This is a genomic window from Bombilactobacillus sp. ESL1094 (assembly GCF_058107425.1).
In genome coordinates this window covers 222,020-242,390 of record NZ_JBYLUM010000001.1, presented here as the reverse complement: position 1 = coordinate 242,390, position 20,371 = coordinate 222,020, and the positions used below count along the sequence as shown (strand labels likewise).

The following is a 20,371-nucleotide window of genomic DNA, read 5'->3' as shown; positions in this document are numbered from 1 at the left end:
GATAAATTGTTGTCAGGTAAGCTGCTTTTTTTGATATAATAATTCAGTAACGTCAAATTGAGGAGAACTATTATTTTGAAATTTTTTCAACGATTAAATCGATCAAAATCAACACAATCAATTTTGCCTTTTCGGTTGAATGTGCTGTTATTGATTGTCTTTGCCTTATTTGCTTTATTAATCGGGCAATTAGCTTATCTACAATTATTAAATGGCAATAAATTTCAAGCGGAAGTTGACCGTTCGGATAAGACCATTATTAACGGTGACGTCCCACGGGGCTTGATCTATGATTCTAAGGGACGCTTGATTGTTGATAATCAAGCCAGCAGTGCGATTACTTATACAAGAAGTTCTTCGGTTAAGACTGCTGATATGTTACAAATTGCCAATCGTTTGCAAAAATTTATCACTATTGATGATGCCAAGTTGACGCCACGAGACAAAGCTGATTATTATTTGGCTAATACGAAAAACTATAATCGCGTCTTAAAAGTAGTTAATAAGGGACTAAGTGATGAAAAAGTTCAAGAACAAAGTCAAAGCCAGCAATATAATAAGGCTGTGAATTATGTTAAAAAAATGCATCTTAATTTAACTTGGGCTCAACAACAAGCAGCCAGCATTTTTCAACGAATGAGTTCGGCCTATCAATATTCAACGGTGTATATTAAGAGTTATAATGCGACACCTAAAGAAGTTGCGGAAGTTAGTGAGCACCAAATTGAATTACCCGGAGTGCAAGTCGGTATTGATTCGCAACGTTCCTATCCAATGGGCGATTCGATGACGAGTATCATTGGGCAAGTTTCCACGGAAAAACAAGGTTTGCCGGATAGCCAGGTTAATGAATTGTTGGCCCAGGGCTATTCCCGTAATGATCGTGTGGGAACTAGTTATTTAGAGCAAGAATATGAACCCATCTTAAAGGGTAGTAAGTCACAAACGCAGATTGCGGTGAGTCCAAATAATAAATTAACGGATTCGGTCCAAAAGTATGCGGGAGCCAAGGGCGATAATCTTAATTTGACAATTGATGCTGATTATCAAAAGAAGGTCGATGCTGCTTTACGTAGTACCTTTGCGTCCGCCCAAGCAAATGGTGTTGCACAGTATTCCGATGGGGCTTATGCGGTGGCAATGAATCCCAAAACGGGGGCTATTTTGGCCATGTCAGGAGTACACTATAATCCTAAAACGGACAAATTGTCGGACGATTCGTTGGGTGTGATTAATCGGACTTTTGTTATGGGGTCAGCAGTCAAGGGTGCGACGGTTTTGGGCGGCTTGATGAGTAATGCGATTACGCCTGATAATAATGTTTTATCAGACGATCCCATTTATTTACCAAGTACACCAGTTAAAAAATCCGTGTATCCAGTAGGAACCTTTGGTGCCCTTGGCGCTGAACAAGCGCTCGAAGTGTCTTCGAACATTTATATGATGCGCTTAACGATGCGTGAAGGTCATGCCAAGTATGTGCCCAATAGTTACATTCATATTGATCAAGATATTTTTCAAAAAATGCGAGCTAACTTTAACCAATTTGGCTTAGGTGTGAAAACTGGAATTGATTTGCCTGGTGAAGCTAGTGGGATTGAAGGTCCAAGTAAGTCGGGCGGTTTAGTGAAAGTTGGTTCAGCTTTAGATGAATCATACGGTAACTACGATGCTTATACGTTAATGCAGATGGCCCAATACGTTTCCACGATTGCTAATGGCGGTTATCGGATGCGTCCTTATGTGGTCGGTTCGATCCAAAAAACCAATCGGGATGGCTCTAAAGGTGCGGTCGTGCACACAACGCAACCACAAGCGTTAAATCGCGTTGGTTTTACCAGCAGTCAATTAAATGTTGTGCAAACTGGTTTCTATAATGTTGTTCATGGCTCCGGTGGTTGGACGACAGCGAAGCCATTAGGGAATGTAACACCGTCGATTTCTGCTAAAACGGGAACCGCACAGTCCTTTTATTATGATGCCGAGCATCCGAATAATCCTAATCCGCCACAAACTATTACGTTAAGTATGGTTGGCTATGCGCCATCTAATAATCCACAAATCGCCTTTGCCGTTGTTTTCCCTAATTTGAGTAGTGAAAAAGGCGACTATAACTTAGATTTAGTGCGCAGTATGGTGACGAGTTATTTCGGGACGAACGCGAAAGATTCCCAGTAAAACCCTGGTCAAATTAGTAACTAAGTGGTATCATAAGAGAGTCGTTTAGCAAATGTAGACAAAAGGAGTTCATGAATTATGCGCGTAAATATTACACTTGAATGTACTGAATGTCACGAACGCAATTATTTAACTAGCAAGAATAAGCGGAACAATCCTGATCGCTTGGAATTAAAGAAATATTGCCCTCGTGAACGTAAAACAACTTTACATCGGGAAACTAAGTAAAACAACAGCAGGTTTAACCTGTTGTTTTTTCTTTTTGAGAATTGTAATCGCTATCTAATTAGAATAATTAAATTATTGTGCTCATTCTATGCTAAACTATTGATAGTCTGGAAATAATAAATGAGGTAACTATCTTGAAACCAAATTGGCGGCAGCTTACATGGGCAACTTATGGTCTACTGACTGTGCAGATTGGTGTTTTTTTATGGGAAACATTCAATGGTGGAAGCTTTAATACGCAAACTCTGATCAGTGCGGGAGCACGGTTTAACGGTCTCATTGCCCAAGGCCAATGGTGGCGTTTGCTAACGCCCATTTTTGTCCATATCGGCTGGTCACATTTAATTATTAATTCGTTAACACTCTATTTTGTAGGGGTTCAGTTAGAACGCCTCTATGGTTCAGGACGTTTTTTAATAATGTACTTAGTGAGTGGAATTGGTGGCAATTTATTTGGTTGGGCCTTTGGTAATGCTAATGCTCTAGCTGCAGGTGCTAGTACGAGTTTATTTGGTTTGTTTGGGATTTTTGCAGCCTTGGGCTTTATTTTTGCCAATAATCCGGCTGTGAAATCGTGGTCCAAACAATTTATCGTTTTAATTGTTTTGAATTTAATTACGGATCTGTTCATGGGGCAAATTGATCTTTGGGGTCATATCGGCGGCGTGATTAGTGGTATTTTATTAGCTGGATTGATCCCCGTGCCTCATCAGACCAGTGGTTTAGCACTCAGTAAAAGATTATTTTGTGGTGGATTGTTAGTTATTTTGGCCCTTGGTTTGAGCTATTTAGGAGTGCAACGCGGATGAAGGAAACGAATATTCAAACACTGTACGATGTGCAACAAGTGTTAAAACGTTTTGGCATCTATGTCTATGTTGGTAAACGGATTTGGGATATTGAGTTAATGGCAATTGAATTGGATCGCTTATACCATGAACAAGTAATTGATCAACCAACTTTCATTACTTGTAAAGCAGTTTTACATCGGGAACATCGAATTGAAGAAGGGAAAGGCTAATATGATTGATCAAAAGGTAATTGGCGTGGATTTAGGTGGAACGACTATCAAGTTTGCTATCTTAACGCCACAAGGTGAGATTCAACAACGTTGGAGTATTCAGACCGATATTTTGAATGATGGTAATAATATTATTCCGAGTATTAGTGCTTCCATTAATGAGCATTTGCAGTTATATCAAATGTCTGCTGACCAATTTTTAGGAATTGGCATTGGTACGCCGGGTAGTGTCAATTATGAGACTGGTCAAGTTGATAGTGCGTTTAACTTAAATTGGGACCGTCCCATGCCGTTAAAGGAACAGCTGGAACGGGAAACGGACTTAAAAGTCGTTGTTGAAAATGATGCTAATGTGGCAGCTTTAGGCGAACGGTGGCAAGGAGCAGGCGATAATGCAGCTGACGTGGCGTTTGTTACTTTAGGAACTGGTGTTGGCGGCGGCATGATCGTTAATAACCAAATCGTGCATGGTGTTGGTGGCGCCGCTGGTGAAATTGGTCACCTAACAATTGATCCGAACGGCTTTTTATGTACTTGTGGTAAAAAAGGTTGCTTGGAAACTGTGGCTTCCGCCACGGGAATTGTGCGCACGGCGCAAAAGTTATCACAAGAGTATGCGGGGCCTGCGCAGTTAAAAGCTTTAATTGATGATGGGCAAATGATTTCTTCTAAAGATGTTTTTGATTTAGCCCAGAAAGCGGACCCCTTGGCACAAATGGTTGTCCACCAAGTGTGTGAACAACTGGGATTAGCTTTGGCCAATGTTGCAATGACGTTAAATCCCAAGTATATTATTATTGGCGGTGGTGTTTCTAATGCCGGTAATTATTTATTAGAACAAGTGCAAGCTGCTTATGAACGGTTTGTTTTTCCGGCTGTTAAAAGGACTACTTCATTACGGTTAGCTACTTTAGGTAATGAAGCTGGGGTTATTGGTGCGGCATCGTTAGTTGTGCAACCACATTAGTTTAATTAATGTGTGCTTGTAACAACATTATTAGTATTTAATCATAATTATTGTGTGAGGTGTAGATGTGTCGTTTTTAAATTCATTACTGTTAGTTATTGTTGTTATTGCTCTATATTATGGAATCTCATGGTTGTATTATTGGTTGCGCGCCCGACAATTAGGTGGTGCCTTGGAAGAAGAAGAGTTTGAAGCCACTATGCGTAAAGCACAGCTGATTGATTTGCGTGAAAAAAAATATTTTGATTCAGGACATATCTTGGGAGCGCGCAATCTACCTTATACACAGTTAAAAATGTTAATTTCAGAATTACGTCCCGATTTACCAGTTTATCTTTATGAACAAGGAAACACGTTAAGCATTCGGGCGGCTATTAAACTTAAGAAACAAGGTTTCAGTAATGTTAAATGGTTGAAACATGGTTTTAATGAATGGAATGGCAAAACCAAAAAGACTACGAAGTTGTAATAGTTTTAGGTTGATACTTAAGCCAGGAGGTTCAGATTAGCTTTTGTCTAGGATAAAAAAATAAAGCTGGTACAAAAAAATGCTCGTATTGCTACGAACATTTTTTCTTTATAATAGTTCCTTTTTAACTAATATGGGCAGAATGTGCTTTGCGGTTGGCTTTACGCCGGTTTTCATCAATTCGATCTTCTGCTTGATCGATCGGTTGGATAACTTTATGATGATAAGTTAATGCTGAACCCACCACGGCTCCTGCAGTGGCTAAGGAACCAATTATAATACCTGGAACGATACCTTTTCTTTTCATCAGCTTGACCTCCTTTTATCTACTCTTAATTATTAACAAACTCTGTTGCAATTTCAACTAAAATTCCTGATTAATTTTGGAGACCAAGGAGTAATAATGGTTCAAAAAGCAATCGTCATTGTCGGTCCTACTGCGGTGGGGAAAACTGATCTGAGTTTACAGTTAGCCCACCAAGTTCATGGTGAGATTATTTCTGGTGATTCGATGCAAATTTATCGGCATTTGGATATCGGTACCGCTAAAATTTTACCAGAGCAACAGCAGGGAATTCCGCATCATTTATTGAATATTCGTGATGTGCAACAAAGTTACACGGTTTACGAGTTTCAACAAGCTGCTCAACAGTTAATTACTGAAATAAATCAACGGCAGCATGTTCCAGTGGTGGTAGGCGGAACTGGTTTTTATATTAAAGCCTTGACACAGAACTTACAATTGGGAGGAGCAGCGAGTCGGGAGCAGTCTTTGAAGATTAGACAGCATTATGAGCAACTACTAGCGCGTTTTGGAGCTACATATTTGTGGGACTTGTTGGCACAACGAGATCGACTGGCTGCCAAACAAATTGCTCCGGCTAATACTCGTAGAGTCATCCGCGCTTTGGAGGTTTATGATTTAACTGGGCATCAGTTTAGTCAGCAACAGCAAGCAGCTGTGCCACAACGCTTTTTAATTATTGGCTTGACGACGGCCCGTCCGGTTTTGTATCAACGAATTAATCATCGGGTTGATTTGATGGTTGAGCAAGGTTTAGAACAAGAAGCTGACTGGTTGTATCAACAACAAGAACAGGTGCCACAGGCGCAGGCCGCTATCGGTTATAAAGAATGGTTTTCTTATTTTCAAGGTGAAATTTCCCGACCAACGGCGATTGAGTTAATTAAGCGTAATTCACGGCGCTTTGCCAAACGCCAATTAACCTATTTTCGGCATCAATTAACGCTACAGTGGTACGATTTGTTGCAAAATCCACAACAAGTATCGGTGGTACAACAAGTAATACAACATTTTTTGGAGGAATGAGAATGAATTGGACAGAAGAATTACCACAAAAAGTTCAAAGCGCAATACAACAAGTTGATCAAAAAATTCAACCATATTTACAAGTCATTGATCAACGCATGGAAAATAACCAAGCCAAAGTTTTGCAGGCTTTTCAAGACCAACAAGTTGCTGAGAGTCATTTATTTGGTTCCACAGGGTACGGCAATAATGATGAAGGGCGCGAAGTCTTGGATGCTGTTTATGCGCAAGTTTTTCAGGCGCCAGCAGCTTTGGTGCGTCCGCAATTTGTTTCGGGTACGCATACGTTAGCAGTGGGGCTCTTTGGCTGCTTAAAGCCAGGGCAAAAGTTATTGTATATCACAGGTAAACCCTATGACACGTTGCAAGAAGTAGTGGGTTTAACGGGCAGTGGCGTTGGCAGTTTAAAAGAGTACGGTGTGCAATTTGATTATGTGACCTTAACTGCCGAGGGAAAAGTTGATTATCAAAAGTTGACGCAAAAGTTAACAACATTTCAACCGGATGTGGTTGCGATTCAACGCTCACGGGGTTACGATCCACGGCCGAGTTTTTTAGTTGCGGAAATTAAGGAAATGATTTCCTTTGTCAAACAACGTCTTCCAGAAGTAATTGTTTTTGTGGATAATTGTTATGGTGAATTTTCGGAAGAAATTGAACCTACGCAAGTCGGTGCCGATTTAATGGCGGGCTCTTTATTTAAAAATGCTGGTGCGGGCTTAGCAACGACAGGTGGTTATTTAGCGGGACGTGAAGATTTAATTGAACGCAGTGCTATTCGCTTAACTGCTCCGGGTATTGGGCGTCATGAGGGCGCCACGGGGAGTAATTTACGTTGGATGATTGAAGGCTTTTTCTTAGCACCACAAGCAACTGGTAATGCGATTAAAGGGGCGATTTTTGCGGCGGCCTTGCTAGAAGAATTAGGTTTTCAAGTGACCCCGCGCTTTGATGAACCGCGCACGGATTTGATTCAAACGATTATCTTAGGTAGCCCTGAGAAAATGGTCCAATTTGCGAAAGCGATTCAAAAATATTCACCGATTGATTCCTTTGTTGATCCAGTACCAAGTGCCATGGATGGCTATGAAGACCAAATTGTGATGGCCGCAGGAACTTTTGTGCAAGGATCAACGATTGAACTATCAGCTGATGGCCCTCTACGGCCACCGTATGCGATTTATTTACAAGGTGGTTTGACTTATGCGCATGCGAAGATTGCCATTGCGCATGCTTGTGCCGAAATTTTGTAATATTTTTAATAGATGTAAGCTTTGCTAACATGAAATGTTGACAAGGCTTTTTTTAATTGATAAGGTAGCTATATGTTCGAGGTTGTAAAGCATGAGTGAGAAAAGTATTCGGCGCAACTTAGCAGTATTAACGGTAGGCACAGTCACTAAGTTAACAGGATTAACACCACGACAGTTACGATACTATGAAGATTTTCAATTGGTTAAACCACAGCGAAGTGCGGGAAATCAAAGACAGTATTCGCTTAATGATGTTGATCGCTTGCTAGAAGTCAAAGATTATTTGTCTTCGGGGATGAATATGCACGAGGTGGTTCGTGTCCTAACTAAAAAGGAACCGGAAAATTATTGCTTATCTGCTACTGAGACAATGAGTGATTCAGCTGTCCGCAAAATCTTGTCACAGGAAATGTTACAAGTGGGTCGCTTGAATAACCAAGACTCGAATAATTCATTTTAATTAAGGAGACGATTGGTTTTATGGTGTCAAAGAAGTATACTGCTCAAGATATTCGCCAAATGGCAAAAGAAGAACATGTCGAATTTTTACGATTAATGTTTACAGATATTAACGGTATTTTAAAAAATGTGGAAATGCCAGTTGATCAATTGGATATGATTTTAGATAATAAGGCCACTTTAGATGGTTCTTCAATTGATGGCTTTGTGCGCATTGAAGAGAGTGATATGTTACTATATCCTGATTTGGACACTTGGTTAGTTTTCCCTTGGGGATCAGAACATGGTAAAGTAGCACGCTTAATTTGTGATGTTCATACGGCTGATGGCGAAGAGTTTGCTGGTGATCCACGCAATAACTTACGCCGCATTGTCCAAAAAATGCATGATATGGGCTTCACGAGTTTTAATATTGGACCAGAACCAGAGTTCTTCTTATTCAAATTAGATGATCAGGGCCAACCGACGTTGAACTTAAATGATAACGGCGGCTATTTTGATTTTGAACCGGTAGATTTAGGTGAAAATTGTCGGCGCGAAATTGTGCTGGAATTAGAAAAGATGGGCTTTGAAGTTGAGGCTAGTCACCATGAAGTTGCTCCTGGTCAACACGAAATTGATTTTAAATATGCTGATGCTATTGAAGCAGCAGATAACATTCAAACTTTTAAATTAGTTGTGCGTACCGTTGCCAGGAAACATGGCTTACATGCCACCTTCATGCCAAAACCACTTGAAGGCATTAATGGTTCCGGTATGCATATTAATATGTCTTTGTTTAATCAAGATGGTAATGCCTTTTACGATCCAAGTACGCAAAATCAATTGTCACAAACTGCAATGTATTTCTTAGGTGGCTTGTTGCAACATGCCCAAGCACTAACAGCGATTAATAATCCAACAGTTAATTCCTACAAACGCTTGGTTCCTGGTTTTGAGGCCCCAGTTTATATTGCTTGGTCTGGAAAGAATCGTTCACCATTAATCCGGGTACCAATGGCTCGTGGTAATGGAACTCGCTTAGAAATGCGGAGTGTTGATCCAACAGCTAATCCGTATTTAGCGATTGCTGCTATTTTGTATAGTGGTTTATCAGGTATTCAAAAGCAAACGACACCAGTTCCGCCAGTGAACCGTAATATCTACAAAATGACGGAAGCCGAGCGGCAGGATAATCAAATTTTTGATTTGCCATCAACTTTGCATAATGCAGTGAAGGCATTGAAAAAAGACCCAGTGGTTAAGCAATCAATGGGTGATCATTTATATAAGAGCTTTATTGATTCCCGTGAGTTAGAATGGGGCGCTTATCGCCAAACAGTTTCGCAATGGGAACGTGATCAATACCTGAAACGCTTTTAAATTTAATATTAAATCTCGAAAATGTCCGCAAAAGTGTTGCGGGCATTTTTTGCCTTTAAAATGAAGTCCAAAGCAGAATAATAGTTGACTTGGAGCCAGCTCTAAGGTTTAAACTATCATTAATTATAATTAAAGGAGAATGGCGTTTATGAAAACAACAATTTTTGTGAAACCAGGACACGTGGAAGTGCAAGAGGTACCCACACCTCAAGTTCAAGCGGATGATGATGTTTTAATCAAAGTTAAACGAGCTTGTGTTTGCGGTTCGGACTTGTGGAAATATCGCGGTTTAGATCCTCGGCCAGCCAATTCTGATAATACTGGTCATGAAGCTTTAGGCGTGGTGGAAGCTACGGGTAATGCTATTACGACTGTTAAACCTGGTGATTTTGTTATTGTGCCGTTTACGCATGGTTGTGGCCATTGCGCGGCTTGTTTAGCAGGTTATGATGCTAGTTGTCAAGTTAATCACGGGCAATTAAGAAACGGAATGCAGGGGCAATATATTTTAAGTCAGCACAGTGAATGGAATTTGATTAAAGTTCCAGGTAAATATGAAGATTACAGTGATGGAATGTTGAATTCCTTGTTAGCGTTGGCTGATGTCATGGCGACCGGTTATCATGCTGCCAAGAGTGCGCGGGTTAAACCGGGTGATAGCGCTGTGGTTGTTGGTGATGGTGCGGTCGGTTTATGCGGTGTGATTGCGGCCAAAATGCGGGGTGCTAAGCAGATTATTGCTATGAGTCGACATGAAGATCGGCAAAAATTAGCTCTAGAATTTGGCGCCACGGATATTGTGGCTGAACGTGGTGAGCAAGCTGTGGCGAAAGTGCTGGAATTAACCCATCAAACGGGAGCTGATGCTGTTTTAGAATGTGTGGGGACTAAATTATCCATGACGACAGCCATGCAAGTTGCGCGTCCCGGGGCAACTGTCGGCCGCGTTGGGGTACCACATGACGGTGATTTACAATTTTCTGATTATTTCTTTAGTAATGTTAATGTGGCTGGTGGTCCGGCATCCGTAACCACTTATGATAAACAATTCTTATTAAAAGCAGTCTTAGATGGGGATATTCATCCAGGAAAAGTGTTTACCAAGCGGTTTGATTTGGATCAAATTGATGCAGCTTATCAGGCAATGGATCAACGCCAAGCTATTAAATCATTAGTGATTGTTGATTAATTAAAGTCAGCTAATAAAAAAGGCAACTTTCAAGTTTGAAAGTTGCTTTTTTAGTCAATTAGTCAAGCAGAATTTATCTTTTTAAAGTATATTTGACGGCAGCCTTATATGTATCAATAGCTGTCCGTGAACGCTCCACACTTAATTTAGCTGGGGTATAATTTTGACTGACATAAGCGTAATAAATGATATTGACCAAAAACAGCTGAGTTTGCAGTGAATCGGTGGCAGCAATCCGCATACTACTTTCAATCGGATGCGAAGTTTGCAGCCCAATATCGGCATATTTAGTCAAAGTGTTTTTGCCAAAAGCCGTCATCGTGACGACAGGAATGTGCGATTTGCGGGCATACTGCGCCATGGCAATGGCTTCTGGTGATTCGCCTGAATTGGAAACTAGCCAGAGTAAACTATTTTGCTCGTTAGAGTTAACGACCAGTGGTAAAAATTGGTTAATATCATCGTTATAACTGGTGGCGATGCCAAGGCGTGCCCATTTCTGAGCAATATCTTGAGCCACTAAATTAGAAGCGCCGACACCAAAAACCATAATTTTTTGAGTTTTACTTAATTCTTCAACTAAGTTTAAGACTACTTTACTGCGAATCTGCTCAACGGTTTCTTTCAAAGAACGCTGTGTATCGTGTAAGAGTTTATTTTTAATGGAAAGAATACTTTCGTTTTCTTGAATATCAGCCTGAATAATTTGGTCAGCATCAACATCTTGTGAGAGATCATAGGCTAATTGTAATTTTAACTGATTATAATTGTCGAAGCTTAGATTTCGAGCAAAGCGGCTGACAGTAGCGGGACTAGTCTGTGCGACTTGCGCAAAGTCGTGCACATTCATCGTGATGACTTCTTGGGGAAATTGTTTTAAATAATCAGCTAATCGGCGTTCAGATTTAGACAGTTTAGAATAAATTCCATCAATATTTCTTTGGACACTCATAATGTTCCCCCTAATTTAAAATTGCTTGCACTGTTTTGGCAATCCGCCCCTCGTTAGCTTTGAGCGCTTTTAAGGCAGCCATTTCATCTAAGCCAGTTAAGATCATGACAATAGCCACTTTAGGGCGATGGTGCGCCTGTTCAAAGGTCTGGATGGCGGTTTCTTGGTCGCAGTCAGTAGCTTCGCAGATAATTCTTTGAGCGCGATCGACTAACTTTTCATTGGTTGGTTGGACGTCAACCATTAAGTTGCCATAAACTTTGCCCGCTTCAATCATGGCCGTGGTTGAAATCATATTTAAAACCAATTTTTGGGCAGTGCCCGCTTTCATTCTGGTGGAGCCGGTGATGACTTCTGGTCCGGTGACCACTTCAATGGGAAAGTCGGCATGTTGACTAATGACTGCATCGGGATTACAGGATAGAGATCCAGTTTGAGCACCGATTTGCCGGGCATAATCCAATCCGCCAATGACATATGGCGTGCGACCTGAAGCAGCGATTCCTAAATAAAAGTCTTTCGGTCCAAAGTTTCGCTCAATTAAATCTTGTCGCCCCAGTTCGGGATTGTCTTCGGCACCTTCAACCGCTGTTAACATAGCTTTTTGTCCGCCAGCGATCATCGCCTGAAAAACAGTCGGTGCTACTCCATAAGTCGGGACAGTTTCGGCTGCATCTAAAACGCCTAAGCGTCCGCTAGTACCGGCCCCCGCATAAAAGACGTGCCCGCCTTGGGTAAGGCTTGTTTTGATAGCAGTGACTACTTGGACTATTTGTTGGAGAGTTTCCGGTTGACCGATGATGCTGGGAACCGTTTGGTCTTCTTGGTTAATTAACTGTAAGATTTCATAGGTTGAAAGTTGGTCAATATTAGTTGTTTTTTGATTACGTTGTTCAGTTGGTTTCAATTAAAATTTTTGCCCTTTCACATAAATAATGAAAATGGATATCAAATATTATTTCATCAGATTGAAATTATATTTCATTCAGTTATAATTTAACTGAAATCGTTAACTAAGTCAAATACAAATAGCCAGAACAAAAAGTTTTTAGATTATTTTATAATTTTGTAATAATTTTATAGTATTTTGAATTATAATGAAGGAGAACATTCCAAATGTTAGGTTTTTCAGTTTATTTGTCCCAGCCATTGGATGCCCGAGTGCAACATTATCTGCAAACGATGGCTCAAATTGGTTTTCAAGGTGTATTTACTTCATTAAATTTACCGGAGGATGATGCTGCCGTTTTGGCCCAGCGCTTACAACAATTAGCTAGTTGGTGTCAGCAAAATAATCTGGCTTTAATGGTAGACTTATCTGATTTTGCATTAAAACGCTTAGGTTGGTCGCTAGCAGATCCGCACAGTTTACAAAAACTGGGTTTAACGGGAATTCGTGTTGACGCGGGATTAACTTGGCGCCAAGTCGCTTGGCTGAGTCATTATTTCACTGTGGCTGTGAATGCTAGTACCTTTAATGAGGCCGATTATCAGGCCTTGTGTGCAAATAATGCTGATTTGGCGAATATTGAGGCGTGGCATAATTATTATCCGCGTCCCGAAACCGGCTTGGGTATTGCATGGTATCAGCATCAGAACCAATTCTTACAGAACTTAGGTTTAAAGACAATGGGCTTTATTGCCGGAGACGGTAGTTTGCGTGGCCCTTTGTATCAACATTTACCAACGTTGGAAGCACAGCGTGAACAATTACCGTTAGCCAGCTTTTTACAAATACGGCAATTAGCGACTGATCATGTTTATATTGGTGATAACTCGTTGAGTGCTTTGAGTCAGGCAATGTTTGCGGCGTATTTAAAAGAGCAAGTCGTTGAATTATATTTTGCCGATTTACCACCTGTTTTGCAAAAAACATCCTGGCATAATCGTCCAGATGTTGCTCAACAGGTAGTTCGTCTGCAAGAAAGTCGACAACGGCAATTACTTAGTTGTGCTGTACAACAAGTCGCTCAGCGTCCGCGCGGAACATTGACCTGTGATAATGAGCGGTATCAGCGGTATGCTGGCGAATTACAAATAACAAAATGTGACTTGCCCGAAAATCCAGCGGTGAATGTGATTGCCCATTTGATACCAGCGCAATTAGACTTGTTGCCATACATTGGCGCAAACCAAAAACTACAGTTGCTAGCCGCAACTGTGAACTAAACTTTAGGAGGAGAAACCCATGGCGAAAGATAACTATCAAGCAATTGGTCAAGGTATTTATGACCACGTTGGCGGTCCAAATAATGTTGTTAAATTAATTCATTGTATGACAAGAGTCCGTTTAACAATTCGTGATGAAGCTCAAGTAGATTTAGAAGGGCTAAAGAAAGTTCCAGGAGTGTTGGGAGTTGTTCAAGAAGACACTCTGCAAGTAATTGTTGGTCCTGGTACTGTTAATAAAGTGGCGCAAGCTATGGTTGATCAAGTAGGGGTCAAATTAGGAGATCCTTTTCCGCAGACAGCGGCTAAGTTTGATGGTAAAAGTGCAGTTGAAGCTAAGGCTGCGCAGGTACATGCTGAGCATAAGGCGCAACAAAAGCAGACTTGGTGGCGTAAAGCCCTAAAACATATTAGTGCCATTTTTATTCCATTAATTCCAGCCTTTGTTGGTGCGGGGTTAATCTCGGGCATTGCGGGGATTTTAGGTAATCTGCAAGTTGCAGGCACTTTGAATCAGCAATGGACGCCGTTTATTACAGTTCTAAAAGTAATTAATAGTGGTTTATTTACTTATCTAAATATTTATATTGGCATTAATGCAGCGCAAGAGTTTGGTGCCACTCCGGGTTTAGGTGGGATCTTGGGCGGTCTAATTTATTTACCAGGAGTTGTCGCACCGATTACCTTACCGAATATTTTTACCGGTAAAGCCTTAGTAGCTGGTTCCGGCGGGGTACTTGGTGTGTTATTTGCTGTTTGGGTCATGGCTTATTTAGAAAAATGGTTGCATAAATGGATTCCGGATGCCGTAGATATTATCTTTACGCCGTTTTTAACCTTATTGGTGATGGGCTGTTTCACGATCTTTTTAATTATGCCCGCAGCCGGCTGGTTATCAGCATCGCTTGTCGGGGGCATTAATTGGATCTTGAAAGTCGGCGGTGCTTTTGCTGGTTTTGTATTAGGCGCCGTCTTCTTACCAATGGTTATGTTAGGTCTACACCAAATTTTGACGCCGATTCATTTGGAAATGATTAAAAATACCGGTTCCACGCCACTATTGCCGATTTTAGCCATGGCCGGTGCCGGGCAAGTCGGTAGTGCCATTGCATTATGGATCAAATGCCGAAAAAACAAACAGTTAACAGGAATGATTAAAGGTGCTTTGCCTGTGGGAATTCTTGGTGTGGGCGAACCGCTGATTTATGGTGTGTCATTACCATTAGGGCGACCGTTTATTACTGCCTGTATCGGTGGTGGAATTGGTGGCGCAGTGATTGGGGCGTTTCATGTGGGTGCAACGTCCATCGGTCCTTCTGGTGTGGCTTTAATTCCGTTAATTGCGCATGGCAAATGGTTACAATATATTCTTGGATTATTAGCAGCATATCTTGGTGGTTTTGTGATGACCTATTTCTTTGGTGTTCCTAAGACAGCGATGGCCGCCACCAATGTTGATGGTAGTTTAGTTACTGAGGCAGACACTGCAGAAGCCAAAGAACAATCGAGTGCACCCACAGCAGTAGAACAAGCTTTGGCGCTGCAACCTCAAGTAGGCGCAGTTAGTCAACTGGTCGCACCAGTGGCTGGTGAATTATTAGCTTTAAGTGATGTCCATGATGATGTCTTTTCACAAAAATTATTAGGTGATGGCTTTGCTTTAGAACCGACGCAAGCACAGATTGTGGCACCGGCCACAGGAACTTTAGTTAGTTTGACGGAAACTAAACATGCATTTACTTTAAAATCCGAAACGGGACTAGAAATTTTGGTCCATTTAGGCATTGATACCGTAGAATTAGGTGGTCAACCCTTCGAATTCACGGTTAAAGCCGGGCAACAAGTGCAAGCAGGACAAGAATTAGGAACAATGGACTTAGCGCAAATCAAAGCGGCTAACAAAGAAGCAACAGTGATGACCGTAATTACCAATATGGCTGCGGTGCAAGAGTTAAGTGAACTATCTTTTAATCAAGTCACTGCTGGTCAAGCCGTGCTACAAGTTAAAAATAAGTAAAATAATAGATACAATTGAACAATAAAAAAGCGGACTGCATCAAGTTAGTCCGTTTTTTTTTGTTTAAATAAGACTTGAATTCTTGTTGAATCATACTTTTTAAATACTTGGGAATGCCAAAATAAGCAATAAAGGCGGTGGCATTCAGTTGTTCAGCCGTCAGTAGCTGATCATAAATTGGGAGGATTAATCTGACAGCAGTAGTGTCTGCCTCTAATTCCATGACCTTTTTATAGCAAGAATGGTAGAGTGCGGCATAATTATTGTGATGACAAAAAATATGTCCCATTTCATGAGCTAGTTGAAAGGGAATTTCACGTTGGTTTGGCCAATTAGCATTTAAGGCAATTCGCTTCGTTGCGGGATAAGAGCAGGGTGCCGTTTGCGGAGCTAATGAAAAAGAATGCACTACGATTTGATTCATAGTCGCAATGTTCAATAAATAGTCAAAGATTTGATCATGCAGAGAAAACCATCGCCTTTAGATTATTAATGATTATTGTTTAGATGTAATTCCTTGCAAGAATCTTCGTAAAACTCTCATATCTTCTGAACTTATGGTTTTTCCCTTATAAGTAAATGTTAGATTATTGTCTGCTAAATCTACTGATTGAATGCTTGTATCTTTCTTAGATGAAAGTGTGAGAGTGTCTATAGAAACACCTAAAACCCTAGAAATTAGTTGTAATGTATTTAAATCAGGTGTGGTATAGTCACGCTCATAGTTAGAAATTACTTGGGCTGATTGTACTACTAAACTTCCCAATTGACCTTGGGTTAAATTCTTTTGTTTGCGATACTTTCTGATATTTTCACCAATAGTTGCCAAAATGTATACTCCTTATTGATTGTAATATATCAAAAGTAACGGTTATTGTTATTATACTAACGCAAATATTGAAAAAAGTATTTACAATAACAAAATGCGTTAGTATAATGATTTTAGATTAAGAAAATCAACAATATGTAAGTAAGGTTATTGATTGTTACTCATTTTGTCCACCTTTTAAAAAGCGAAACATGACGTCTAAATCAGCTTGAGGAATGATCTTACCTTCATAGGTCATCACGACATTATCGTCAGTAATATCAATATCTTGTTTACAAGGTACGATTTGTTTGAGGTTGGATTTTCCCAGTAAGTAATCAGTAGAAACATTAAAGAAGCCAGCAATTTGATTGATTTTTTTGATCGACGGTTCGCGCGTTTCACGTTCCCAAGTACCAATCGTTTTGCCAGAAACATCTAGCTGGGAGCCCAATTCTTCTTGTGTATAGTTCTTTTCTTTGCGTAAAGTTCTTAATCTTTCACCAAACATAATAATTAACCTCGTATTAAGAAATTACTACAATAAGTAGTAAAATTAAACGCACAGAACGTAGTATTATACATTGACAAGCTACTTTTTGTAGCATAAGATTGTTCTTGTAACTACTCAGTGTAGTTTTAAGGTGGTGATGAGAAATGAATAAATTAAAAGATATTCGAAGGGAGCGTGGTTGGACTCAAAGTTATTTAGCCGAACAATTGCATGTTTCGCAAAAAACGATCAGTGCTTGGGAGCGGGACTTTCGTATTCCTCCGGCCGCAAAAATGCAGCAGTTAGAAGATCTTAGCCAAGTACCTAAAGAACAAATTTTTAGTTCGGCGTTTAATTATAAAGGTGATTTAAAGGTTAGTGAAAACAATTACTAGCAAAAAGGATTAAGATAAAATTTTTAATCTATGGCCTGAAAGATGTGACAAATACATAACAACATCTCGAATAGACTATCAAATTTAAATAGTAATTGGTTTTAATAAATGAAAGCGATAATATTTAAAAGGAGATCAGTTTCATGAGAAAAAGTAAGAAATTATTGTTAACGTCAATGACAGCGCTAGCATTAGCCGGCGTCGGGGTTGGCACAGTTGGGACTTCAGTTAATTTAAACACGATTCATGCTGATAGATTAGTAGCAGCAGCAGGAGGTAGATCTACGCCTAATAATTCAGTTTCTTTTAACAATATTAACTCAGCTTATCCTGATTTTGATCGGGCTTATCCTAAAGCTTCGAATGAATTGGTCGATAATCAAAAAATTGATACTAGGAATACTATAAATTTTGTATCGGGAGTTTATGACAATGAAACACCCAATTTTGCACATTGTTTTGCTATTCCCCAAGGAACGATAACAGTTAATCAAGGAGAAACTAAAACTATAAAAGTTCCATCAGTTACAGGATTTACTCCATCAGTACAAAATGTTACTTTTACTAATTCTTCAGGTTTACAAGTCGAACAAGAACCAGAAGATGTTTATTATTATTCTAATTCTAATATGGATACTTCAAAAATTCCAAATAATATTACAAAGACTAGAGGAATCATTATCCTTGGCAAGGAAGAACCAATCTATAAAATTGTAAATCATACATTACAACCTACTAATGGAACTTTGGCAAAAAATTCTCAATGGATTTTCGATCAACATGCGTTAACATATAACCATCCATATAAGAATGGCAAGGACAGCTCATATAATACTGAGTATGTAAAAGTTGCACCTAATTCATGGGTAGAATTAGGTACAGATTCTCAATTCGGTTTGAAACCAATTAAGGAACATGGAATATTAAAGCTTTTAGTAGGAGGTTCTCCAGTAGCCGGTAATTTAGAAGGCGACGTTCTAAAACAGACTGTCACTCTCAATGGAGATAGCGAATGGAAATATACTGCCAAATATATAAGTAGAAATGGCGAAAAAGTTTTTTATCAGATTGCGCCTGATACTTTAGTTCCTGACTCTATAGTAGATATAGAAAAATAATTATTAAACCATATTGGAAAATAACTTAACACTAAAATGTCAAGACACTGGTTCTTGGCGTTTTTAGTATGCAGTTCTTTCAATTATATTTTTTAGAAAGGTGAGAACTTGAAATGAAACTAAAAACTTCATTATGTATAGCAGCTTTCTTAGCACTGGGTATTGGGAGTCAGTATCAGACTTCAAAATTGCAAGCTGATGACTATCATTATCCGGTAGCAACAGTAAAAAATTCAGCGCAATTATATAATATTGGTGGTCAGCCAATTAAGCAGTCGTTGGCTGCTAATACGGCTTGGCGGATCTTAGATATTCAAACGGTTAATGGTCAATCAATGTATGAAGTGGCTCAAAACATGTGGCTCCCCAGTTCAGAGAGTTCGAATAATTTTACGCCACAACATTATAATTACCATGTGGTGCGTGCCATTGCCCCCAAGAGTGGCTATGCGCCGTTATATGATAATCAACAAAAACTAATTGAAGCCCGTGTAGTGTTAGATTTTTCGGATTGGCGCGTTGGTAAAGTCAAAACCGTTGGTAATGTCACTTACTATCAAATTGATGGTAAGGAGTGGTTGAGTTCTAATGATGGGGTAGCTAACTTTACTGCTCCTAACCAGTCAGGGCAAACAGTAACTAATAACTTGGGCGCTGCTAATAATCAGCCAAGTAACAATGATACTAACGTCAATACGGCTACTGGTAGTGCTAGTGGTGGTTCAACAAGTAGTAATTCCACGAATAATTCTAATCCGACAACTTCGACGGGCAATGATAATCCAACCAATAGCAGTAATACGAGTCCTAGCAATAATAATGACAGTCAAACGTTAGATCCCAATAATTTGACTCAAGCACAATTGCTCGAATTGAATCAGTACGCACTAGATGTAATTAATGGTTACCGCCAAAATGTGGGGGTAAAACCTTGGATCTTAAATAATTCTGCGATGAGTTTTGCTAGTGATGTGGCCAAGCAATATCAAGCGGATAATTGGTCGATATTTGAGCATATTCAGCACGTTGGTCCTACAACAGAAGCACATGATATCAGCGCTATTACTAAGATGGCTGCCAAGTATGGCTTAAATGATGGTGGACAATTTTATGAAAATGCCGAAACATCACCTTATCAAAATCCAACGACAATGGCTGGCTTCAAGCAAGACATTGCCGCGGCTATTCACGATATGATTTATGATGATGCGACTTCTAACTGGGGCCATCGTGATAGTTTGCTGAGTTCTGGTGGATTTGCTAGTCAAGCGCAAAAGAATACCTATTTTGGGATGGCTTATAATCAATTACCTAGTGGCGAACGGATAACGCATTTTATCTCAGTACCTGAGAATTATATCCAAGATTCTGATCTCTTTCATATTCCCGGTCAAGCTCACGTTCAAAAGTACGATGTGAACAACTTACCACAGGATCAATTATTAGAATTGAATCAATACGCGGTCGCAGCCTTAAATAAATTGCGCAAGTCGGTTGGCAGTCAATCCTTACTTTTGAATCGCTCAGCGATGAGTTATGCCAATGCGATTGCTCAACAAAATTTACAAGAAAATCAAGGGTTGAATACTAATAATCATGGTTCTTTCAATTCTGCCTTCATGCAATTAGCTCCAAAGTATGGCTTGGATAACAGCGGTCAGTATTATGAAGAAGTGGAAAGTTTTGCTGATACGCCTAAACAAATTAGTATGCCAGATTTGAAACAAGATATTGATCGAGCAATCAAAAACATTGCCGATGATGAAATTAATGATAGTCTGTTGTTAAGTACTGGTGATTGGAGTGACAATAATACTGCCAATGATTACTTTGGTCTTTCATTGTATCGCCTAAGTAGCGGTGAGATGATTATTCATTTTATCTTAGTACCTGAAAAGTTGATTGTAGATCATTCATTATTTGATACTTCTGCCAATCTTTAAAGTTAGTATCTAAAATGTAT

The 20,371-nt window shown here is 39.8% G+C and carries 22 protein-coding genes; 16 read left to right on the top strand and 6 right to left on the bottom strand.

Translation table 11 applies throughout. From position 1 onward, the window contains the following. Positions 1-75: 75 nt before the first annotated feature. From AC3B5S_RS01305 to AC3B5S_RS01280, 6 genes are all read left to right on the top strand, one after another. Complete coding sequence (locus AC3B5S_RS01305; RefSeq protein ID WP_489757454.1) at positions 76-2,178, top strand: peptidoglycan D,D-transpeptidase FtsI family protein; 2,103 nt, start codon at positions 76-78, stop codon at positions 2,176-2,178. A 78-nt stretch (positions 2,179-2,256) separates the two neighbouring features. Continuing rightward, positions 2,257-2,406, top strand: coding sequence for a 50S ribosomal protein L33 (gene rpmG, locus AC3B5S_RS01300; RefSeq protein WP_249514839.1), 150 nt, complete (start codon positions 2,257-2,259; stop codon positions 2,404-2,406). Between the two features lie 134 nt (positions 2,407-2,540). Then, positions 2,541-3,215: a rhomboid family intramembrane serine protease gene (locus AC3B5S_RS01295; protein ID WP_489769055.1), complete on the top strand. Its 675-nt coding sequence runs from the start codon at positions 2,541-2,543 to the stop codon at positions 3,213-3,215. An 11-nt stretch (positions 3,216-3,226) separates the two neighbouring features. Beyond that, positions 3,227-3,427, top strand: coding sequence for a YqgQ family protein (locus AC3B5S_RS01290; RefSeq protein ID WP_489769839.1), 201 nt, complete (start codon positions 3,227-3,229; stop codon positions 3,425-3,427). Between the two features lie 4 nt (positions 3,428-3,431). Further along, positions 3,432-4,394 (top strand): ROK family glucokinase, encoded by a 963-nt coding sequence (locus AC3B5S_RS01285; protein ID WP_489774997.1) that lies wholly within the window; start codon positions 3,432-3,434, stop codon positions 4,392-4,394. A gap of 67 nt (positions 4,395-4,461) precedes the next feature. Next, entirely contained in the window at positions 4,462-4,863 is a 402-nt protein-coding gene (locus AC3B5S_RS01280) for a rhodanese-like domain-containing protein (protein WP_489757456.1), read from the top strand. Positions 4,864-4,987: 124 nt separating this feature from the next. Here the strand turns inward: AC3B5S_RS01280 and AC3B5S_RS01275 are convergent, their stop codons facing one another. Further along, positions 4,988-5,170, bottom strand: coding sequence for a DUF3042 family protein (locus AC3B5S_RS01275; protein ID WP_489757457.1), 183 nt, complete (start codon positions 5,168-5,170; stop codon positions 4,988-4,990). A 96-nt stretch (positions 5,171-5,266) separates the two neighbouring features. Here AC3B5S_RS01275 and miaA point away from each other — a divergent pair, with 96 nt between their 5' ends. The 5 genes from miaA (at position 5,267) to AC3B5S_RS01250 (ending at position 10,456) form a co-directional block, all read left to right on the top strand. Continuing rightward, positions 5,267-6,193: a tRNA (adenosine(37)-N6)-dimethylallyltransferase MiaA gene (gene miaA / locus AC3B5S_RS01270; protein WP_489789986.1), complete on the top strand. Its 927-nt coding sequence runs from the start codon at positions 5,267-5,269 to the stop codon at positions 6,191-6,193. A 2-nt stretch (positions 6,194-6,195) separates the two neighbouring features. Then, positions 6,196-7,446, top strand: a complete 1,251-nt coding sequence (locus tag AC3B5S_RS01265; RefSeq protein ID WP_489757459.1) for a methionine gamma-lyase family protein — start codon at positions 6,196-6,198, stop codon at positions 7,444-7,446. Positions 7,447-7,537: 91 nt separating this feature from the next. Further along, a complete protein-coding gene (locus tag AC3B5S_RS01260; protein ID WP_489757460.1) occupies positions 7,538-7,906 on the top strand; it encodes a MerR family transcriptional regulator in 369 nt (122 codons plus the stop codon). Positions 7,907-7,926: 20 nt separating this feature from the next. Next, on the top strand, positions 7,927-9,267 hold the full coding sequence (locus AC3B5S_RS01255; RefSeq protein WP_489757461.1) for a glutamine synthetase family protein: 1,341 nt from the start codon (positions 7,927-7,929) through the stop codon (positions 9,265-9,267). 148 nt (positions 9,268-9,415) lie between these two features. After that, entirely contained in the window at positions 9,416-10,456 is a 1,041-nt protein-coding gene (locus AC3B5S_RS01250; protein WP_489757462.1) for a zinc-dependent alcohol dehydrogenase family protein, read from the top strand. A 73-nt stretch (positions 10,457-10,529) separates the two neighbouring features. Here the strand turns inward: AC3B5S_RS01250 and AC3B5S_RS01245 are convergent, their stop codons facing one another. Beyond that, complete coding sequence (locus AC3B5S_RS01245) at positions 10,530-11,408, bottom strand: MurR/RpiR family transcriptional regulator (protein WP_489757463.1); 879 nt, start codon at positions 11,406-11,408, stop codon at positions 10,530-10,532. Between the two features lie 10 nt (positions 11,409-11,418). Then, entirely contained in the window at positions 11,419-12,315 is an 897-nt protein-coding gene (gene murQ, locus AC3B5S_RS01240) for an N-acetylmuramic acid 6-phosphate etherase (RefSeq protein ID WP_489774899.1), read from the bottom strand. A gap of 209 nt (positions 12,316-12,524) precedes the next feature. Here murQ and AC3B5S_RS01235 point away from each other — a divergent pair, with 209 nt between their 5' ends. Both AC3B5S_RS01235 and AC3B5S_RS01230 read left to right on the top strand, forming a co-directional pair. Continuing rightward, positions 12,525-13,577, top strand: a complete 1,053-nt coding sequence (locus AC3B5S_RS01235; RefSeq protein ID WP_489757465.1) for a MupG family TIM beta-alpha barrel fold protein — start codon at positions 12,525-12,527, stop codon at positions 13,575-13,577. 19 nt (positions 13,578-13,596) lie between these two features. Next, positions 13,597-15,594 carry a glucose PTS transporter subunit IIA gene (locus tag AC3B5S_RS01230; protein WP_489757466.1) on the top strand — a complete coding sequence of 666 codons (1,998 nt, stop codon included), beginning with the start codon at positions 13,597-13,599 and terminating at the stop codon, positions 15,592-15,594. Here the strand turns inward: AC3B5S_RS01230 and AC3B5S_RS01225 are convergent. The 3 genes from AC3B5S_RS01225 to AC3B5S_RS01215 form a co-directional block, all read right to left on the bottom strand. Continuing rightward, positions 15,581-16,018 (bottom strand): ImmA/IrrE family metallo-endopeptidase, encoded by a 438-nt coding sequence (locus AC3B5S_RS01225; RefSeq protein WP_489757467.1) that lies wholly within the window; start codon positions 16,016-16,018, stop codon positions 15,581-15,583. The genes AC3B5S_RS01230 and AC3B5S_RS01225 overlap by 14 nt on opposite strands. A gap of 72 nt (positions 16,019-16,090) precedes the next feature. Beyond that, entirely contained in the window at positions 16,091-16,423 is a 333-nt protein-coding gene (locus AC3B5S_RS01220) for a helix-turn-helix domain-containing protein (RefSeq protein WP_489757468.1), read from the bottom strand. A gap of 157 nt (positions 16,424-16,580) precedes the next feature. Beyond that, positions 16,581-16,913, bottom strand: coding sequence for a helix-turn-helix domain-containing protein (locus AC3B5S_RS01215; RefSeq protein WP_489757469.1), 333 nt, complete (start codon positions 16,911-16,913; stop codon positions 16,581-16,583). A 146-nt stretch (positions 16,914-17,059) separates the two neighbouring features. Between AC3B5S_RS01215 and AC3B5S_RS01210 the strand changes: the two genes are divergently transcribed. From AC3B5S_RS01210 to AC3B5S_RS01200, 3 genes are all read left to right on the top strand, one after another. Further along, positions 17,060-17,290 (top strand): helix-turn-helix transcriptional regulator, encoded by a 231-nt coding sequence (locus AC3B5S_RS01210; RefSeq protein WP_489757470.1) that lies wholly within the window; start codon positions 17,060-17,062, stop codon positions 17,288-17,290. 143 nt (positions 17,291-17,433) lie between these two features. Then, positions 17,434-18,408 (top strand): hypothetical protein, encoded by a 975-nt coding sequence (locus tag AC3B5S_RS01205; RefSeq protein ID WP_489757471.1) that lies wholly within the window; start codon positions 17,434-17,436, stop codon positions 18,406-18,408. Positions 18,409-18,521: 113 nt separating this feature from the next. Next, positions 18,522-20,351, top strand: a complete 1,830-nt coding sequence (locus AC3B5S_RS01200) for an SEC10/PgrA surface exclusion domain-containing protein (RefSeq protein WP_489757472.1) — start codon at positions 18,522-18,524, stop codon at positions 20,349-20,351. Positions 20,352-20,371: the final 20 nt, after the last annotated feature.